At 71.7% G+C, this 18,763-nt stretch carries 17 protein-coding genes; 11 read left to right on the top strand and 6 right to left on the bottom strand.

Annotated elements, in window-relative coordinates; genetic code table 11:
* Positions 1-2 precede the first annotated feature (2 nt).
* Positions 3-140 carry a hypothetical protein gene (locus RM446_RS13045; RefSeq protein WP_311545531.1) on the top strand — a complete coding sequence of 46 codons (138 nt, stop codon included), beginning with the start codon at positions 3-5 and terminating at the stop codon, positions 138-140.
* Positions 141-522: 382 nt separating this feature from the next.
* Positions 523-1,200 (top strand): hypothetical protein, encoded by a 678-nt coding sequence (locus RM446_RS13040; protein WP_398695096.1) that lies wholly within the window; start codon positions 523-525, stop codon positions 1,198-1,200.
* A gap of 92 nt (positions 1,201-1,292) precedes the next feature.
* On the opposite strand, the gene RM446_RS13035 is transcribed toward RM446_RS13040, so the two are convergent.
* From RM446_RS13035 to RM446_RS13025, 3 genes are all read right to left on the bottom strand, one after another.
* A complete protein-coding gene (locus tag RM446_RS13035) occupies positions 1,293-2,135 on the bottom strand; it encodes a siderophore-interacting protein (RefSeq protein ID WP_311545530.1) in 843 nt (280 codons plus the stop codon).
* 635 nt (positions 2,136-2,770) lie between these two features.
* Entirely contained in the window at positions 2,771-4,447 is a 1,677-nt protein-coding gene (locus tag RM446_RS13030; protein WP_311545529.1) for a sodium:solute symporter family protein, read from the bottom strand.
* Positions 4,444-4,782, bottom strand: a complete 339-nt coding sequence (locus RM446_RS13025) for a DUF4212 domain-containing protein (protein ID WP_311545528.1) — start codon at positions 4,780-4,782, stop codon at positions 4,444-4,446. Before RM446_RS13025 ends, RM446_RS13030 begins: the two co-directional genes overlap by 4 nt.
* Positions 4,783-5,049: 267 nt before the next feature.
* Here RM446_RS13025 and RM446_RS13020 point away from each other — a divergent pair, with 267 nt between their 5' ends.
* From RM446_RS13020 to RM446_RS13000, 5 genes are read left to right on the top strand one after another with little or no spacing between them, the layout of a single operon-like run.
* On the top strand, positions 5,050-5,466 hold the full coding sequence (locus RM446_RS13020; protein WP_311545527.1) for a hypothetical protein: 417 nt from the start codon (positions 5,050-5,052) through the stop codon (positions 5,464-5,466).
* 3 nt (positions 5,467-5,469) lie between these two features.
* Positions 5,470-5,823, top strand: coding sequence for a hypothetical protein (locus RM446_RS13015; RefSeq protein WP_311545526.1), 354 nt, complete (start codon positions 5,470-5,472; stop codon positions 5,821-5,823).
* Positions 5,823-7,508 carry a solute symporter family protein gene (locus tag RM446_RS13010; protein ID WP_311545627.1) on the top strand — a complete coding sequence of 562 codons (1,686 nt, stop codon included), beginning with the start codon at positions 5,823-5,825 and terminating at the stop codon, positions 7,506-7,508. The genes RM446_RS13015 and RM446_RS13010 overlap by 1 nt, the downstream gene beginning before the upstream one ends.
* Entirely contained in the window at positions 7,505-8,794 is a 1,290-nt protein-coding gene (locus RM446_RS13005; protein ID WP_311545525.1) for a GAF domain-containing sensor histidine kinase, read from the top strand. Before RM446_RS13010 ends, RM446_RS13005 begins: the two co-directional genes overlap by 4 nt.
* A gap of 4 nt (positions 8,795-8,798) precedes the next feature.
* Positions 8,799-9,548, top strand: a complete 750-nt coding sequence (locus RM446_RS13000) for a LytR/AlgR family response regulator transcription factor (protein ID WP_311545524.1) — start codon at positions 8,799-8,801, stop codon at positions 9,546-9,548.
* A 108-nt stretch (positions 9,549-9,656) separates the two neighbouring features.
* Here RM446_RS13000 and RM446_RS12995 read toward each other — a convergent pair whose 3' ends face one another.
* Positions 9,657-10,739, bottom strand: a complete 1,083-nt coding sequence (locus tag RM446_RS12995; RefSeq protein WP_311545523.1) for a 4-oxalomesaconate tautomerase — start codon at positions 10,737-10,739, stop codon at positions 9,657-9,659.
* A 254-nt stretch (positions 10,740-10,993) separates the two neighbouring features.
* Positions 10,994-12,061 (bottom strand): LacI family DNA-binding transcriptional regulator, encoded by a 1,068-nt coding sequence (locus RM446_RS12990; RefSeq protein ID WP_311545522.1) that lies wholly within the window; start codon positions 12,059-12,061, stop codon positions 10,994-10,996.
* A gap of 166 nt (positions 12,062-12,227) precedes the next feature.
* Here RM446_RS12990 and RM446_RS12985 point away from each other — a divergent pair, with 166 nt between their 5' ends.
* The 4 genes from RM446_RS12985 to RM446_RS12970 all read left to right on the top strand — a co-directional run bounded on the left by RM446_RS12985 (position 12,228) and on the right by RM446_RS12970 (position 17,621).
* Positions 12,228-13,151: a carbohydrate ABC transporter permease gene (locus RM446_RS12985; RefSeq protein WP_311545521.1), complete on the top strand. Its 924-nt coding sequence runs from the start codon at positions 12,228-12,230 to the stop codon at positions 13,149-13,151.
* A 2-nt stretch (positions 13,152-13,153) separates the two neighbouring features.
* Entirely contained in the window at positions 13,154-14,110 is a 957-nt protein-coding gene (locus RM446_RS12980) for a carbohydrate ABC transporter permease (RefSeq protein ID WP_311545520.1), read from the top strand.
* An 88-nt stretch (positions 14,111-14,198) separates the two neighbouring features.
* On the top strand, positions 14,199-15,518 hold the full coding sequence (locus RM446_RS12975; protein WP_311545519.1) for an ABC transporter substrate-binding protein: 1,320 nt from the start codon (positions 14,199-14,201) through the stop codon (positions 15,516-15,518).
* A 42-nt stretch (positions 15,519-15,560) separates the two neighbouring features.
* The gene (locus RM446_RS12970; protein WP_311545518.1) at positions 15,561-17,621 is read left to right on the top strand and encodes a beta-galactosidase; all 2,061 of its coding nucleotides are present in this window, start codon (positions 15,561-15,563) and stop codon (positions 17,619-17,621) included.
* 170 nt (positions 17,622-17,791) lie between these two features.
* Here RM446_RS12970 and RM446_RS12965 read toward each other — a convergent pair whose 3' ends face one another.
* Entirely contained in the window at positions 17,792-18,490 is a 699-nt protein-coding gene (locus RM446_RS12965) for a hypothetical protein (RefSeq protein ID WP_311545517.1), read from the bottom strand.
* Positions 18,491-18,763: the final 273 nt, after the last annotated feature.

The following is an 18,763-nucleotide window of genomic DNA, read 5'->3' as shown; positions in this document are numbered from 1 at the left end:
CCATGGCCGACCACACCCGACCCCGCTCCGAAGTGCTGTCGCGGCGCCGACTGCTGGGCGCGGCGCTGGCCGCCGGCGTCCACGTTCGGCTCCAACCGCTCGGCGATCTTCACGGCGGCATCCACGGCCCCGGCCACTAGGACGTCTTCGCCGACTCCGATAACGACATCCTCACCTACCACTGCTACGCCGACGACGGCACGGCCCTGCTGGGCATCAACTGGCTCGGCTGGGACGGCGACGGCTGGCCATACGCCCACTGACGCACCGAATGGCAGCGGCGGCGGGTCCCGGTACCAGCGGCCCGCGGCGGCCGCAGCCCTGCCCGGACCGGCGCCGCCGCGGCCCCGGTCCGGGCGCGGCACTCCCGGCGGCGCCGGTGGCAGTGCCGCTTCTGCAACCCCCCCCGGCCGCCGCGCCCGCGGGTGACGGGGCGGCCGCATCCGGTCACCGGGTCCCCACTTCGCGTTTCAGGCCCGGGGGTAGACCCTCTCCGGCGGCCGAGCGGAGGGAGCCGGGACTGTGGCGATGACGGTGCTGGCCGGAGCGGGCCACGGGGCGCACACGGCCGCTCTGCCGGACTGGGTGCGAGTCGGCTTCGCCGTCGTACTGGCCGGTGTGGCCGTCGTCCACCTGCGGCACGGGGCGCAGATGTCCCGGCAGCGGCGGTGGTGGCATGCGGGCCACGCCGTGATGGCTCTCGGCATGGCGGCGATGTACCTGCTGCCGCGGATGCACTACGAGGGCCTCCACCGAAGCGGTCTCGTGCTGTTCGCGCTGCTGGCCGCCGCCACGGCGGTCGCGGCGCTGGGGCTGCGCTCGCGCGAGGGCGCACTGAACCCCGTATGGACCATGTCCGCCCTGGACTACCTCGCCATGACCTACATGCTCGCCGACCCCGCGGTGCGGCCGGGCTGGCTCGCCTACGTGTTCGCCGCCTACTTCGGCTGCGCGGCCCTCGGCTGGGTCGCGCGCGCCTTCGACCGGCTGCCCGTCTTCGCCCACCCGGTCGCCGCTGCCGGTGCCGGTGCCGGTGCCGCAGCCGGCGTCGGCGGTGGCACCGCGACCGGCGGTCCGGCACTGCTGTCGGCGCACCCCGCCGGCGGCCCCGGCGGTGCGCCGGCCCGCTCCCGGATGTCGGTGGCGCTGACCCTGGCCGCGATGGCGGCGGCGATGGCCTTCATGCTCGTCGCCATGTGAGCAGCCCACCCCGGTTCACGGGCCGTGCCGCCGCGCGGGCGGCGGACGCGAGGGTGGGTGGTACGGTCCCACGGCGGTACGCGAAACGAGGCTCAGTCGGCGGGTTCGGTCTCCTGTTCGGTCGCGCGGTTCCAGTCGCGCTTGGCGGACTGCCAGCCGTCCTCGTTGAGACCCAGGCGCCAGTAGCCGGAGATCGACAGGCGCTCCAGCGGAATCCCGCGCTCGCGCCGCAGCAGGCGGCGGAGCTCGCGGACCGCGCCCGCCTCGCCGTGGACGAATGCGTGTACGTCGCCGGGCGGGAAGTCGAAGCCGGCGAGGGCGCGGACGAGCGGCCCCCCGACGCGCTCGGCCCCCCGGTGCAGCCAGGTGAGGGCAGCGCCCGCGGGGGCCTCCAGTTTCTGCTCCTCCTCGGGGCCGGCGACCTCGACGAAGGCGTGGGCGCGGGCGTCGGGCGGCAGGTTCTCCAAGGCGGCGGCGATGGCGGGCAGTGCGCTCTCGTCGCCCGCCAGCAGGTGCCAGTCGGCGGCCGGGTCGGGCGCGTAGCCGCCGCCGGGGCCGGAGAGGTAGATCTCGTCGCCGGGGCGGGCCGCTGCCGCCCAGGGGCCCGCGAGGCCCTTGTCGCCGTGGTGGACGAAGTCCACGGTCAGTTCGCCCGCCCGGGGGTCCCACCGGCGCACGGTGTAGGTGCGCGTCACCGGCCATTCGTCGCGCGGGCGCTCCTCGCGGATGCGCCGGGGGTCGAAGGGTTCGGGGTAGGCGCCGCCGCCGGCGGGGAACAGCAGTTTGACGTAGTGGTCGGTGCAGTCGCCGGCCGCGAAGTCCGCCAGGTCTCCACCGCCCAGGACGACGCGGATCATGTGCGGGGTGAGCCGCTCGACCCGCAGGACCCGGGCGCGCCTGGCGCGCGGGGCTCGGCGGGCAGGGCGTTCGGCCATCGTCGGTTCCCTTCCTCGGTCCACCCGCCGCGGGGCGCGCGCCCCCGACGTGCGGAGGCGGGCCGCCGACCGGGGTTCGTACCGTTCGCGGCCCGCCCGCGGGAGTCGGCGCGGGCCCGCGGCCGGGCCGTGCTGTCGCTCGCGTTCAGGACGGCGCGGTGCCGCTCGCCGCCGGGACGGGGGGGCTCCCGGCCGCACGGCCGCTGCGGTGACGTCCTGTGACACCTTCGCCGGCACGGGCACCCCTTGCTCGTCGCGTGCCGCCGCGGTCGCCGCGCTGCGCCCACCAGCGTAGGAGAGGCCGTCCACGCCGTCCGCGCGGGGCTGCGACTTCGGCGCCCGCAGGCCGGGCCCGTCGCCCACCGCGACTTCGGCCGCCGCGGCCTGGCGGACACGCTCACCGGGGTGGTTCCAGCGGACGCATGACGACGCGAGCCGCGAGTTCGGGTGCCGGGTCCGCATGGTCGGACGGAGCCCCGGCGGCGCTCTGACGGCGACGAGCCCGGCGGCGCCGGCGTAGCGCCGGTGCCGCCGGGCTCCTGGTCGGGGCCCGCGTGCGAACACGGGGAGGCCCCTCCCGCTGGGAGGAGGCGGGAGGGGCCGGGGCAGGGGATTCTCCCCCCGGGCTTCTCCGGCTACTCCGGGGCGCCGGAGGGCTGGCTCCGGCGCGGGGACGGGTAGCGGATGTTCTCCACCATGTCGGTGACGTGCCGCGAGGGCGGCGGCGTGAGCAACGAGACGACGATCGTGACCACGGCGTTCACCAGCGCGCCGACCGCGCCGATGCCTTCGGGGCTGATCCCGAAGATGTACTCGTGGGCCGACAGCCCGAAGACCTCCAGGGTGTAGAGCATGTAGGAGATGGTGAAACCGAGGCCGATGATCATGCCGGCCGCGGCCCCGACGGCGTTGCAGCGCTTCCAGAAGATGCCCAGCACGATGGCCGGGAAGAAACTGGAGGCCGCCATGCCGAAGGCGAACGCCACCACCTGGGCCACGAAGGCCGGCGGGTTGATACCCGCGATCACCGCCACGGCGATGGCCGCGGCCATCGCGATCCGCCCGGCGAACAGGCGCTCGTGGTCTCCCGCCGTCTTGCGGAAGTAGCGGAAGTACAGGTCGTGGGACACCGACGAGGAGATGACCAGCAGCAGGCCGGCCGCCGTGGACATCGCCGCCGCCAGACCGCCCGCCGCCACCAGGCCGACGATGGGCGCGGGGAGTCCCGCGATCTCCGGCGAGGCAAGCACCAGGATGTCGTTGTTGACCGTCAGGTCCGCGCCCGCAGCGGGGTCGTTGCTCACCGAGTTGATCGCGTCGGCGTTCTGGTTCACCGACACCAGACCGGTCGCCGCCCAGTTCTCGACCCAGGCCGGCAGGTTGTCGGTCGAGGTGCCGTTGACCCCCTTCAGCAGGTTGAACTTGGTGAACGCGCCGACCGCCGGTGCGGTGGTGTAGAGCAGGGCGATGAAGAACAGCGCCCAGAAGGCCGACCAGCGGGAACCGCGCACGGTCTTGGTGGTGTAGAAGCGGATGATGACGTGCGGCAGACCCGCCGTGCCGATCATCAGCGCCAGCGTCACCAGGAAGATGTCGAGCATCGGCCGGCTGGTGAAGGGGTCGGTGAAGACCTCCATGCCCAGCTCCACAGACAGGTCGTTCAGCCCGTTGAGGATCTGGCCGAAGGAGACCTGCGGGATGGGGATTCCCGTCATCACCTGCGCCACGGCCACGGCGGGGATCAGGTAGGCGATGATCAGCACCGTGTACTGGGCCACCTGGGTCCAGGTGATGCTCTTCATGCCGCCGAGAACGGCGTAGACGAAGATGACCACCGCCGCGATGATCACGCCCCAGGTGATGTCCACGTTGAGGAAGCGGCTGAAGACGATGCCGCCGCCGTTCATCTGCCCCACCACGTAGGTGAACGAGACGATGATCGCCGCGATCGCCGAGATGGTGCGCACCAGCTCCGAGTAGCGGTCTCCGACGAACTCGGGGACCGTGTACTTCCCCCACTTGCGCAGGTAGGGAGCCAGCAGCAAGGCCAGCAGCACGTAGCCGCCGGTCCAGCCCATCAGGTAGATGCTGCCGTCATAGCCCAGGAAGGCGATCAGACCCGCCATGGAGATGAACGACGCCGCGGACATCCAGTCGGCGCCGATCGCCGCGCCGTTGGCGATGGTGGGGACGCCGTGGCCGGCGACGTAGAAGCCTTCGGTCTCCCGGACGCGGCTGCGCCAGGCGATCGTCATGTAGACACCGAAGGAGAGGACGATGAAGATCGTCGTCCAGATCTGGATCTCGCTCACGACGCACCCCCCTCGCGGGCCGCCGAGCCGCCGGAGGCGTCGTCGTCGTACTCGTACACGCCGAACTCCTTGTCAAGCCGGTCCATGTACAGGCAGTACACGAGGATCAGCAGCAGGAACACGTAGATCGAGCCCTGCTGCGCGAACCAGAACCCCAAGGGGAAGCCCGCGATGACGATCTGGTTCAGCGGCTCGACCAGAAGAATGCCGAATCCGAACGACACGACGAACCAGACGGCCAGCAGGAGCACCATCAGCCGGAGGTTCCTCTTCCAGTACTCGCGCCTCCAGCCGTTGCCCGGGGGTCCCGGGCTCTTGTCTTCCGTATCAGCCACGATCGCTTCTCCTAGTTGCCGGGTAGGGACTGAGTCATGGCGGGCCCCGTACCGCTGGGGTAGACACCAACGCACGTGTGGCCTGGCGCACAAGCCCGATGCCGCCGAACGGCCGATCCGTTTTCCGAACGGTCGCCTGGACCCGACGAATGGCACAAATCACACCGGTGACCGCTCGGGGTCACCGGCCGACCGCTGATACCACGCCCTCCGCCTCCTGCGCGAGACCCCCTCAACAGCACGGAACCGTCCGGCTAGGATGCGGCCATGTCAGCTTCCAACGGCTCCGCCGCGCCGCCCGCGCGGCGACCCATCCTGCACACGGGCAGCTTCGGACTGATGGCCGGCGGACTGCTGCTGATCATCGGCGCCTTCACGCCGTGGGTGTCCACGCCCCTCGGCAACATGACGGCCATGGCCGGCCCCGGTCTCTGGCTGCTGTGCGGAGGCGTGATCGCCGTCGCGGGCTCGCTGCTGCCCCACCGGCGCCTCGCGCTCGCCCACGCGCTGGTCCCGGCCGCCGCCGGCGGTTCGCTCGTGCTCTGGCAGCTCGCCAAGATCGCGCAGATCAGCGCCGAGACCGACAGCTGGGGCAAGATGCTGCCCGGTGTGAGCATGGTGATCGTCGGCGGCGGCGTAGTGCTGCTGATCAGCGCGGCGCGGCGCATGTACACCGCGGCCTGAGCCGTGCGCGACGACGGGCACGACCTCTCGCTGGGATCGGCGGACGAGCACGACACCCCGGCCGAGGTCGACGCCGCCTTCCGCACGCTGCGGCGGGTCGCCGTCGGCCACGTCGCCGTGTTCGCAGGCGTCGTCGTGGGTGTCCCGCTGCTGACGGCTGCGCTGGACTGGTGGTCCCAGGGCCGGCTCTTCGGCGGGATGAGCCCCATGTTCGCCATGACGGCGTTCGGGCTCTACGTCTTCTTCTTCGTGCTCTGCCTGGCCGCGGCCACCCTGTCCAACGCGGTCGAGGAGCGCATGCTCGGCGGGCCGACCCGTGAGGCGCCCCACGACGGGGACGGGACCCTCCCGCCGTGATGACGAGCATCGTGCTCCTCGTCGTCCTGCTCGCGGCAGTCGGCTCGGTGGCCGTCCTGATCCGGCCGCAGCGGACCTCCACCTTCGAGTTCTACCTCGCCGGTCGGCGGGTGGGCGTGGTCACCAACGCCTGCGCCATCTGCGGCGACTACTTCTCCGCGGCGTCCTTCCTCGGCGTGGCGGCGGCCGTCTACGCCTCAGGGCTGGACGGTATGTGGTATGCGACCGGGTTCGCCGCGGGCTTCGTGCCGGTGGTGCTGTTCATCGCCGCGCCGCTGCGGCGCTTCGGCGAGTTCTCCATCCCCGACTTCCTCGGCCGGCGGCTGGAATCGCACGGCGTGCGGCTTGCGTCGGTGGCCATAGTGCAGCTGATCATCCTGGCCTACCTGGTGCCGCAGGCGGTGGCCAGCGGGATCATCTGGGAGCTGTTCATCGGCCGGGGCCTGGGCGGCCTGTCGGCGTACTCCACCGGGGTGCTCGTCTCCACCGTCGCGATCATGCTGATGGTCTCGCTGGGCGGCATGCGCGGCACCACATGGACCCAGGCCGTGCAGTTCCTGCTGCTGCTGGCCATCTTCCTGTGGCTGGCGATCATCGTCGTGGTCTCGGGATTCAGCTACACCGACGCGCTGCGCGAGCTGTCTTCGCGGCCCCTGACCAACCCCGTCGACACCGGCGGCGGCTGGCGCCTGGAGGAGGTCGCCAACCGGCTGCACCCGGACTCGCCCGCCTCCTTCGGCGAGCCGGGCGGCCAGTACAGCCAGCTCGGCCAGTTCGCGCTGATCCTTTCGCTCGTGCTGGGCACCGCCGGGCTTCCGCACATCATGAACCGCTACTTCACCAGCCCCACGGGTACGGCGGCGCGCATGACGACCGTGTGGGTCGTGGGCCTGGCCGGGCTGTTCTACGCCCTGGCGGTGCTGCTGGGCACCGCGGCCCGCTCGGTGATCAGGGATGTCGCCGCCGACGTGCCGTGGGTGGCCGAGCTGACGACCGGCGGCATCCTGCGGGTACCCGAGTACGCGCTGCTGGTCCTCGGCAGGATCTTCGGCGGACAAGCGGGACTGGCGCTGATCGCCGTCGGCGCACTGGTTGCGGTGCTGTCGACGATCGCCGGGCTGCTGCTGGCCTCGGCGGCGTCGTGGGGCCACGACATCTACGAGCGCTACATCAACCCCCGCGCGACCCAGGCCCAGGCGCTGTGGGCGGGCCGCGCGGCGGTGGCGCTCGTGGCGGCGGTCTCGGCTGTACTGGCGCTGAACGTGCGCCCCGAGACCCTCACCGGCCAGTTTCCGTCTATCGTGGCGACCATGGTCACCTGGGCGTTCGTGCTCGCCGGATCGGCGCTGACCCCGGTGTTCATCCTCGCCATCTGGTGGCGGCGCACCACCGGTCCCGGTGCGGTGGCGGGCATGCTCACCGGAGCCGCGGCGGCGGTGAGCATGGGCGCGGCCGGGGTGCTGCTCGGCGATTCCGCGTACTCCGAGGTGCTGCTGACTCCCACGGTCTTCTCCGCGCCGTGCGCCGCCGCCGTGACGGTGGCGGTGTCGCTGGTGACGCGGCCGCCCGAGGACACGGACCGCATCTGGGTGCGCATGCACGGAACCGCGGCCGACCGCCGCGCCGTCCGCATCGCCCGGCTGACCGTCACCGGATTCGGGCGGCGCGGCGGTGGACGCGGATGAGTAACGGCAGCCTGCCGCTGGCGGGGGTCATCCTGCTGGCGTGGGGAGCGGTGTACCTGGTCACGCAGCTGATCACCGCGCCACCGCTGGGCACCGGCACCACCGTGCTGATCGGTACGGCCCTGACCGCCGCGCTGATCTTCGGCTACCCCTCCGCGCTGCGGGGGCCGCGCAGCAAGCGGTCCGCGCAGCCGGTCTCGACCCGCTTCCAACAGGGGAGGCAGAGCACCACGATCGCCGCGGTGGGCCGCTCGATGCCGCTGCGGTCCGGGCTGACGGCCGAGAGCGCGCGGCGGACCGTGCAGCTGCTGCAGCCCCTGCTCAGCGGCGCCGCGGTCGCGATCACCGACCGGGAGCACGTCCTGGCCTTCGCCGGTCCGGGCTCCGCCCACCACTGCTCCGGCGACGAGGTGCCCGCGCCCACCGCCCGCGTGCTGAACCGGGGCAGGACCGTGCTGGTAAGGCGGCGCGGCCAACTGGGCTGCCCGGACTCCCGGTGCCCGCTGCGCACCGCGGTCGTCGTGCCGCTCACCGACGGCAACCGCACCGTGGGCACGCTGCAGGTGTACCGCTGCGACGGGGCGCTCTCGCCGCAGGGTGTGGTGGAGGGCCTGGCCGGCATCCTCTCGCTGCACCTGGAGCTGGCCGAGCTCAACCGCCGCCAGCGGCTCGCGGTCGACGCCAAGCTCGATGCGCTGCGCGCGCAGATCAACCCGCACTTCCTCTTCAACACCCTCAACACGATCGCCTCCAAGGTGCACACCGACACCGAGGAGACGCGCCAGCTCCTGGTACGCCTGTCCGACTTCTTCCGCTACGTGGTGCGCCAGGAGGGGCACTTCGCCGAGTTCGGCCAGGAGTACTTCTTCGTGCGCACCTACGTATCCCTGGAACAGGCGCGCTACGGCGACCGGGTCCGGGTGCGCTACGACATCGATCCCCAGGTGCTCACCGCGCACGTGCCCGTGCTGATCATCCAGCCGCTGGTGGAGAACGCAATCAAGCACGGGCTGGCGGGGAAGGTCGAGGGCGGCACCGTCACCCTCAAGGGGCGGGTGGACCCGCTCACCCGCACGACCTCCATCCGGGTCGCCGACGACGGCATGGGCATCCCGCCCGACCTCCTGGAACGGATTTCCGACGGCGAGCGCCGGGAAGGCGGCGGCCAGGGGCTGAGCAACATCGCGGGACGCTTGGCATCCCTCTATGGTGAGCGCTATCGTCTGGACATCCAGTCCACCGAGGACGGTGGCACTGTAGTGGATCTGCAGATACCCCTTGGGTGAGCTTATGCGCGCGCGATGCCTCATCGTCGACGATGAGGCCCCAGCGCGGGCGGACCTCCGCTACCTGCTGTCCAGGTTCGATCACGTGCAGGTCGTCGGCGAGGCCTCCAACTCGGAGGAAGCCCTCCTGCTTCTGGACTCCCTCGACTACGACCTGGTGCTGATGGACATCCGCATGCCCGGCGGCACCGGCCTCGACATCGCCCGCAAGCTGCGTGAGGCGGCCAACCCGCCGCGGATCATCTTCACCACGGCCTTTCCCGACTACGCCGTCGAGGCCTTCGACCTCGACGCCGCCGACTACCTGGTCAAGCCCTTCGACGCCGAGAGGCTGGCGCGTGCGCTGGACCGCGCCCTGGCCTCCCGTTCGGAGGAGGCCGACGGCCAGCCGGTGCCCCGGCGCTCGGACGGCAGCGAGTCGCCGCACCGCATCCCGGTGCACAAGGGCGATCGGACGGTGCTGCTCAACGAGTCCTCGATCGTCTACGCGGGCGCGGCGCGCGGCTACTCCTACCTGCAGCTCGCCGACGAGCGCGTTCTGGTCAACTTCTCCCTCAACGAGCTGGAGCGCCGGCTGCGCGGCTCGCACTTTTTCCGCGCGCACCGCTCCTACCTGGTCAACCTCGACTACGTCCGCGAGCTGGCCCCCGACTTCCGGGGCACCCTGATGCTGCTGATGGACGACCCGCGCAAGAGCCGCGTCGAGGTCTCCCGGCGCCAGGCCCGCGAGCTGCGCCGGGTGCTGGGGCTGTAGCTCCCCGTTGATCTTGTAGCTATCGTGAAGTAAAACGATTTCCCCTCACGATAGCTACAAGATCAACGCTGCTGTGGCGGAGCGGGGCGCCGAGGAGGACGGCGCCCTTCAGCGGGGGAAGACGGCGCCGTCGAACAGCTTGCGGGCAGTGCGGACGACGGCCGAGCGCCCCACCTTCGGCGGCGAGCAGGCGCGGTCGAGCTCGACCTCGACGGCGAGGGTGCCGGAGGGGTGCTCGATCACCACGGGCGCGCCCGGCGGCGGCGCCGCGAACAGGTCGGCGCCCACCGCACCGTCGAGCATCAGCGCGGTCACCGCGCTGATGCCGCCCAGCACGCCGATCGAAGGGTGCGGCCGCACCGGGATGAAGGTCCGGGTGCACACGGCGCCGCCGTCGCGCGGCGCGGCCACGATGGTGGTCTTGGGCACCGAGCTGTCGGCGACGTCGCCCAGGCCCATCAGCTCTCCGGCGCGCATGCGCAGCGACTGGACGCGGTCGGCCAGTGCGGTGTCGGCGGCCAGGTCGGCGACGGGCTCGTAGCCGCTGACGCCGAGGTCCTCGGCGCGTACGACCACGACCGGCATGCCGTTGTCGACGCAGGTGACGGCGATGCCGTCGATCTCGTCGCGGATCCGGCCGGTGGGCAGCAGTGCGCCGCACACCGCCCCCTCCGTTTCGGCGAAGTCCAGCGAGACCGCGGCGGCGGTTCCGGGGACGCCGGAGACTGCGGTGGAGCCGGAGTAGGCGGGGCGGCCGCCGGGCGTGGGGAACGCCGCCACCGAGGTGCTGCCGGTGTTGACCAGGCGCACACGCACGCTGGTGCGCTCGGGGCCGGCGTCCACCAGGCCCCGCTCGACGGCGAACTGACCGACCCCGGCGAGGAGGTTGCCGCAGGTCTGCCGGTCGGAGACGGTCGGCTCGTCCACGCCGAGCTGCAGGAACAGGTAGTCGACGTCGCGGTCGGGCCCGGCGGCGGGCGAGACGATCGCGACCTTGCTGGTGACCGACTGGGCACCGCCGATGCCGTCGATCTGGGCGGGGTCGGGCGTGCCCATGATCCGCAGGAGCAGGTCGTCTCGGAGCCGCGGGTCGGCCGGGAGGTCCTCGGCCAGGAAGTATGCGCCTTTAGACGTGCCGCCTCGCACCAGCATGCAGCGGATCCCGGTGCCGGCGTCCTCCACGGCGCTCACCGCTGCACCGCCCATCCGGTCACCGGTGCGGGTGCTGCGAGGACTGCCGGGAAGTCCGCTGGCGGCATGTGGTTCCTCCTCAGGATTCGTGGCGGATTCAGCATGCCGAGAGTCCACAACATTGTCAACAATTTCGTGGACGGTAATGGAGTGGATACTCCGGCGGGCCGGGCGTCGCGGGCCTGGTGCTCGGCTTTGCTCCGGGCACGTGCGCCGGCCTGGTGCGGTTGGGAGCCGGGCACCACGAGCGTTCGTCAGCCCGCCGGCTCGGGGTGCTCGCGCGGGGCCGGGGGAGGGGCTGTGCTGGCGCGCTCCACCAGGCGGGTGGGCACCAGCGTGGTGCCGGGCTCGGCGGACTCGGTGCGCAGCTGGCGCAGGACGCCCTGCACCAGTCGGCGGCCGACCTCGGCGAAGTCCTGGTGGACCGTGGTCAGCGGCGGCAGGAACGAGCCGGCCTCGGGGATGTCGTCGAACCCGACCACGCTCACCTCCTCGGGTACCGCCCGGCCCTTCTCGTGCAGCGCGCTCAGCAGGCCCAGGGCCATCTGGTCGTTGGCGGCGAAGACCGCGGTGCAGTCGGGCTCGTCGGCCAGGCGCAGCCCTGCGCGGTAGCCGGAGTCGGCCGACCAGTCGCCGCGGATCAGCGGCGGGGCCGGGCGGCCCGCGTCGGCGAGGGCCGCCCGCCAGGTGTCGGCGCGGCGCTGGGCCGCGAAGGACTCCTCGGGGCCGGCCAGGTGCCAGACCGTGCGGTGTCCCAGGCCGAGCAGGTGGCGCACGGCGGCGCCGGCGCCGCCGGCCTGGTCGGTGTCCACGACGCTGTAGCGGTCTCCGGCGTTCGAGTCGGCCACCGCCACCTGAACCCCCGGCGGCAGCGCCACCGTCGCGGCGTCGAGCAGATGCACTTCCATGATCACGATGAAGGCGTCGACGGCGAGCTCGCCCAGCCGCGTGAAGGCGCCGCGCACCTCGTCGTGGGTGGGCGCGGCCACCGGCAGCAGGGTGATCGCGTAGCCCTCAGCCGCGGCCGAGGAGGCGATGGCCTCCAGGGTGCGCACGTTGCCGGTGGTCGACAGCGTGAACAGCACGACGCCGATCGTGCGGAACTCGCCCCGCTTCAGGGCGCGGGCTGCGCTGTTGGGCCGGTAGCCCAGTTCGCGCATGGCCGCCAGGACCTGCTCGCGCGTGTCCGGCACGACCCCCGCATGCCCGTTGGAGACCCGCGAGACGGTCTGGGAGGAGACCCCGGCCAGCCGCGCCACATCGGCCATGGAGACCCGCTTCACACGGTGCCGCGCCTGTTCGGCGGCCGACCCTTCGTCCATCTGCGGCTCCTCGCCCCCTTGACCTGGTACCACGGAGCAGTGTAGACATCTCGAAACATGATGTTTACGTAAACATACCGCACCCTCCTCCTGTCCGGCTGGAGGATGTTTACGTAAACATCCTCTGGTGCCCCCCATTCGCTGAACGCGAGCGAGGATGATCGATATGACGACGTCGGCCGCGCCCGCGCCGGTGGCCGCGAGGCCGTCCCCGCGGCGGCCGAGACCCCGGCGCTCCTGGACCGGCTGGGCCTTCATCGGGCCGTTCATGGCCGTATTCGCCCTGGTCTTCCTGGCGCCCATCGCGTACTCCGTCTACCTCAGCCTGTTCCAGGACAGGCTGATCGGCGGGAACACGTTCGTGGGCCTCGACAACTACACGCGGGCACTGACGGACGCGCAGTTCTGGTCGGGCCTGGGGCGGGTGTCGCTGTTCCTCGCAGTCCAGGTGCCCGTCATGCTCGTCCTCGCGCTGCTGGCCGCGCTCGCCGTCGACAGCGGGCGCCTCTACGGCCGCGACTTCTTCCGCATCTCGATCTTCCTGCCCTATGCGGTTCCCGCGGTCGTGGCCTCCCTCATGTGGGGGTTCATGTACGGCACGCGCTTCGGCCTGGTCGGCAATGTCAACGAGGCGCTGAGCGTCACGCTGCCCGACCCGCTCTCGCCCGACCTGGTGCTCGCCTCCATCGGCAACATCGTCACCTGGGAGTTCGTCGGCTACAACATGCTGATCTTCTACTCGGCGCTGCGCGTGATCCCGATCTCGCTCTACGAGGCGGCGGAGATCGACGGCGCCGGGCAGCTGCGCACCATCACCGCGATCAAGCTCCCCGCCATCCGCGGCGCCCTGGTCATCGCGACGATCTTCTCCATTATCGGCAGCTTCCAGCTCTTCAACGAGCCCAGCATCCTGCAGAAGCTGGCGCCCAACGCGATCACCAGCGACTTCACCCCCAACCTGTTCACCTACTCGCTGGCGTTCGCCGGCCAGCAGCACAATTACGCGGCGACGGTCGCCATCGTCATGGGGCTGATCACGATGGCCATCGCCTACACCGTCCAACTGCGCGGCATGCGAAAGGGAGCGTGAGCATGAGCACCTCGGCCCCCGCCTCCACGCCCTCCTCCCGATCCGGCGCGGCGAGCACACGCACCGCCGGCGCCCGGCTGCGCGCCCCGAAACGCGCCGCGCGGCGCCGCGGCGCGGCGCCGCGCCGCAGCGTCGTCCTGACGCTGCTCACCGGCCTCGTACTGGTCTACTCGCTGCTTCCGCTGATCTGGCTGGTGGTCAACGCGACGAAGACCCAGGCCGACCTGTTCGGCTCCTTCGGCCTCTGGTTCAGCGGCGACTTCGCCCTGTTCGCCAACATCGCCGACACGCTGACCTACGACGGCGGCATCTTCACCCGCTGGCTGCTCAACACCGTGCTCTACGTCGTGCTCGGCGCCGGCGGCGCGACACTGCTGGCCGTGCTCGGCGGCTACGCACTTGCCAAGTTCGACTTCCCCGGCAAGCGCGCGGTCTTCGCGGTCGTCATCGGCGCCGTCGCGGTGCCGGGAACCGCGCTGGCAGTGCCGACCTTCCTGATGTTCAGCGAGGTGGGGCTGACCAACACCCCGTGGTCGGTGATCATCCCCTCGCTCATCTCGCCGTTCGGCCTCTACCTGATGTGGGTCTTCGCCACCGACGCGATCCCCGACGAACTGCTGGAGGCCGCACGCATCGACGGCTCGGGCGAGCTGCGCACGTTCGCCCGCATCGCCCTGCCCCTGCTCGGGCCGGGCACCGTCACCGTCGCGCTCTTCACCATGGTCGCGACCTGGAACAACTACTTCCTGCCGCTGATCATGCTGAAAAACCCCGACTGGTACCCGCTGACGCTGGGCCTGGACGCCTGGAACGACCAGGCGTCCACGGCCGGCGGCGAAGCCGTGTTCGACCTCGTCATCACCGGATCGCTGCTCAGCATCGTCCCGCTGATCATCGCGTTCCTGCTGCTGCAGCGCTTCTGGCAGTCGGGCCTGGCCGCCGGCAGCGTCAAGGGCTGATCCGGCGCGCACCGCACACCGTCCCCACTCGTCGCACACCCCGGCACCGCATCCCGAACACCCTCCCCCCGGAAAGAAGTGAGAGACCATGACTCCAGCTTGGCGCACCCCGCTGCGCGGACTCGGCATGGCCGCCGCCCTGCTGCTCGGCGTCACCGCATGCGGCTCCGGCGGCGGTTCCTCGGCCGGCGACGTCCGGTCCGCCCTCGAGGAGGGCGGCAAGATCACCGTGTGGGCCTGGGAGCCCACGCTCAAGTCCGTCGTCGAGGACTTCGAGAAGGAGCACCCGAACGTCGACGTCGAGCTCGTCAACGCCGGGACCGGCCCCGACCAGTACTCGGCCCTGCAGAACGCCGTCAAGGCCGGCTCGGGTGTGCCCGACCTCGCCCAGATCGAGTACTTCGCGCTGAGCCAGTTCGCCGTCGGCGAGTCCGTGGCCGACCTGTCGCCCATGGGCGCCGCCGACCTCGACGGCACGTTCTCGAAGGGCCCGTGGAGCTCGGTGAACCTCGAAGGCGGCATCTACGGGATGCCCATGGACTCCGGCCCGATGGCGCTGTTCTACAACAAGGACGTCTTCGACGAGCACGGCATCGAGGTGCCAGCCACCTGGGAGGAGTACATCGAGGCCGGCCGCAGGCTGCACAAGGCCGACCCCGACGCCTACATCACCAGCGACACCGGCGACGCCGGCCTCGCGACCAGCCTCATCTGGCAGGCGGGCGGGCAGCCGTTCACCGTCGACGGCACCGACGTGACCGTCGACTTCACCGACGAAGGGTCCACGACCTACGCCGAGACCTGGCAGCAGCTCCTGGACGACGACCTCGTCGCCCCCGTCAACTCCTGGACCGACGAGTGGTTCCAGGGGATGGCCGACGGCACCATCGCCAGCGTCGTCGCGGGCGCCTGGATGCCCGCCAACCTGGAGTCCAGCGTCGCCGACGGCGCCGGCTCCTGGCGCGTCGCCCCGATGCCCCAGTGGGAGGAGGGAGCGAGCGCCAGCGCCGAGAACGGCGGCAGCTCGCTGGCCGTGCCCGAGGCCGGCGAGAACAAGGAGCTGGCCTACGCCTTCGCCGAGTACGCGACGACCGGCGACGGTGTGGCCACCCGGCTCGCCGAGGGCGCCTTTCCCGCCACGACCGCCGACCTCGAGGACGAGCGGTTCCTCTCCCGCGAGTTCGAGTACTTCGGCGGCCAGAAGGCCAACGAGGTCTTCGCCGAGTCGGCCGGCAACGTGGTCGAGGGCTGGTCCTACCTGCCCTACCAGGTCTACGCCAACGAGGTGTTCAACGACACCGTCGGCAAGGCCTACGTCTCCGACACGACGCTGCAGGAAGGGCTCGCCGCCTGGCAGGAGCAGACCGTGGAGTACGGAAACCAGCAGGGCTTCACCGTCAACGAGTGACCCGCCCCGCACACAGCGCACGAAAGGAAACGTAGGAACACGATGGCTGCTGCCCGCTCCCACCGCTGGCTGCGCTGGCCCGAGAACACCGCCGGCCGCGGCTCGGGCCGGAAACTGGCATACGGCGCCGACTACAACCCCGAGCAGTGGCCGCGCGAGGTCTGGGACGAGGACGTCCGGCTGATGCGCGAGGCGGGCGTGAACATCGTCTCGCTGGGCGTCTTCTCCTGGGCCCGCATCCAGCCGGGGCCCGACGAGTGGGACTTCGCGTGGCTGGACGAGGTCATGGACCTGCTGCACGCGAACGGCATCGCCGTGGACCTCGCCACGGCGACCGCGTCCCCGCCGCCGTGGCTGACCACCCTGCACCCGGAGATCCTGCCGGTCACGGCGGCGGGCGAGACCGTGTGGCCGGGGGCGCGCCAGCACTGGCGGCCCACGTCGCCGGTGTTCCGCACCCACGCGCTGCGGCTGGCCGAGACCGTCGCCCGCCGCTACGCCGACCACCCCGCGCTGACCGCCTGGCACATCTCCAACGAGCTGGGCTGCCACAACGTCTACGACTACTCCGGCGACGCCGCGGCGGCGTTCCGCATCTGGCTGCGCGAGCGCTACGGCACCGTCGAGCGGCTCAACACCGCATGGGGCACCGCCTTCTGGTCGCAGCACTACACCGGGTTCGACCAGGTGCTGCCGCCCCGGCTGGCCGCTTCCCACCCCAATCCCACCCAGCAGCTCGACTTCAAGCGCTTCTCGTCCGACGCGCTCAAGGAGTACCTCCGGGCCGAACGCGCGGTGCTGGAGTCGGCGACCCCCGACGTCCCGATCACCACCAACTTCATGGTGATGGGGGAGACCCGCGGGATGAACTACGCGGACTGGGCGGCCGAGGTCGACTTCGTCTCCAACGACCACTACGTCCGCCCCGGAGCCCAGGCCCTGGACGAGCTGTCGTTCTCGGCCAATCTCACCGGCAACATCGCCGGCGGCCGCCCGTGGTTCCTGATGGAGCACTCCACCAGCGCCGTGAACTGGCAGCCGGTCAACCGCGCCAAGGCGCCCGGCGAGCTGGCGCGCGACTCGCTGCTGCACGTGGCCCACGGCGCGGACGCGGTCTGCTTCTTCCAGTGGCGCCAGTCCGCCGCGGGAGCCGAGAAGTACCACTCGGCGATGGTGCCCCACGCCGGGCCCGAGAGCGCGGTCTTCCGCGCGGTGGCCGACCTGGGGCGGCGGCTCGAAGAGCTCGCGCCGCTGGCCGGGTCGCACCGCAAGCCCGCACCCGTGGCGATCCTGTTCGACTGGGAGTCCTGGTGGGCCAGCGAGCAGGACTCGCATCCCTCCTCGCTGCTGCGCTACCGCCAGGAGGCGCTGGACTGGTACTCGGCGATGCTCGCGCGAGGCGTGCGCGCCGACGTGGTACCCCTGGGCACACCGCTGGAGCACTACCGGATGGTGGTCGCGCCCATCCTGCACATGGTGGGCGAGGACCGGGCCAAGGAGCTCGTCCGGTACACGGAGAGCGGCGGACACCTGGTCGCCACCTACTTCTCCGCCGTGGTGGACGAGAACGACCACGCCTGGCTCGGCGGTTACCCCGGCCCGCTGCGCGACCTGCTGGGCCTGCGCATCGAGGAGTTCGTGCCCCTGCTGCCCGACGAGGAGGTCCGCCTCGACGACGGCTCCGCGGGAACCCTGTGGAGCGACGACATCACCGTCACCGACCCGCAGGTCGAGGTGCTCGCCTCCTACGCCGACGGACCGCGCGCCGGACAGGCCGCGATCACCCGCCGCAGTGCCGGCGCGGGTTCGGCCGCCTACGTGTCGACGCGGCTCGGCGCCCAAGGCCTGACCGGCGTCGCGGCCCGGCTGCTCGCCAAGGCCGGTGTCGCCGGCGAACTGCCGCCGCGGCTGCGGGGGAGCGTGGAGCTGGCGGTTCGCGCCGACGCCGCGTCGGAGTACTGGTTCGTCGTCAACCGCACCGCCGAGCCGGTGGACCTGGCCGACCTCGGCGGCGAACCGATCGACCCCGCCGACGCGCCCGAGGGCGGCGCCGGCGTCCTCCCGCCGCGCGGCGCGGCGGTCCTGCGCCGCCCGACCGCCTGAGCGACCCGGGCGACCGGGCGGCCACGCGCCTGAAGTCGGCATGCCACCGTTGATCTTGTAGCCATCGTATAGGGAAATCGCTTTCCTTCACGATAGCTACAAGATCAGCGGGGGTTCGGGGCCCCGCCGCCCGCTCGGACGCGGACCGGGCGGCGGGGGCGGAGGCGGGCTCAGTGCTCGTGGTCGTGGCCCTCATGCCCCGGCGGAGCTTCGGCCGACGCCGAGCCGTCGGCCGGGACCCCCGAGGGCTGGTCGGCGGAGGAACTGGACGAGGGGGCTTCCGACGGATCGCCGGACCCGGCGTGGCCGTGGCCCCCGTGGCCGGTCTCCGAACCGCCGGCTCCGCCGTGGCTGTCGGGTCCGGCATGGCCGTGCTCGTCGGAACCGGCGACGGCGGCGGCGGTGGCGAACGTGGCGGCCAGTACCGCCACCGCCGCGACTCCCATGGCCGCCGGGCCCGCCTCCGGCTCGGCGGTGCGCCACAGCAGAGCCGCCGCGACCGCCAGGATGAGAACGGCCTCCAAGCCGGCGTTCACGAGACCGGTGGTCCCCACCGCCTCGGGGGTGCCGGCATGCGGTCCGAACGGCATGCCGACGACGCGGCTGACGCCCCACAGCGCGAGGGCGCCCGCGTTGACCGCAGCTCCGGAGCCGAGCAGCAGCGGATCGCTCCAGCGGAGCACGGCTACGCCCCACAGCACTTGGAGCACGCCCAGAAGCACGAAGAAGACGCCTGACGCGGGCCATTCGGAGGCGTGCACAGGTGCCATGACGACGTGGATCTCGGCGGCGGCGACGGAGGCCGCCGCGGCTATGTAGCGCGAGGTGTGGCCGGCGCGCCGCTTTCGGGCGCGACGAGACTGGTTCATGATGGATGAGCTCCCGATGGTTCGTGTGGTAGCGGGCCCGCAGGCCCGAAGGACCCGAGCGCGGTCGTGCCGCGCCGGTGAAGCCGTGCCGACCCGCGGCGCCGGTCCGCGTGGGACGGGCGCGGGGCGGCGACGGGCATCTAGATCCAATGCCGTGTAGTTAAGGGCTCCGGCGGCGGCGTCAAGGACTTGATACGGCCATGATGTTGATACTGATCGTGGCCTTGTAGCTGGTCCGATCGACGGCGCCCTTGGCGTTGTACTTGGAGATCG

Origin of the sequence: Streptomonospora wellingtoniae (assembly GCF_031845375.1) — a bacterium.
Lineage (GTDB): Bacteria > Actinomycetota > Actinomycetes > Streptosporangiales > Streptosporangiaceae > Streptomonospora > Streptomonospora wellingtoniae.
This window is presented reverse-complemented; position numbering and strand designations above follow the sequence as displayed.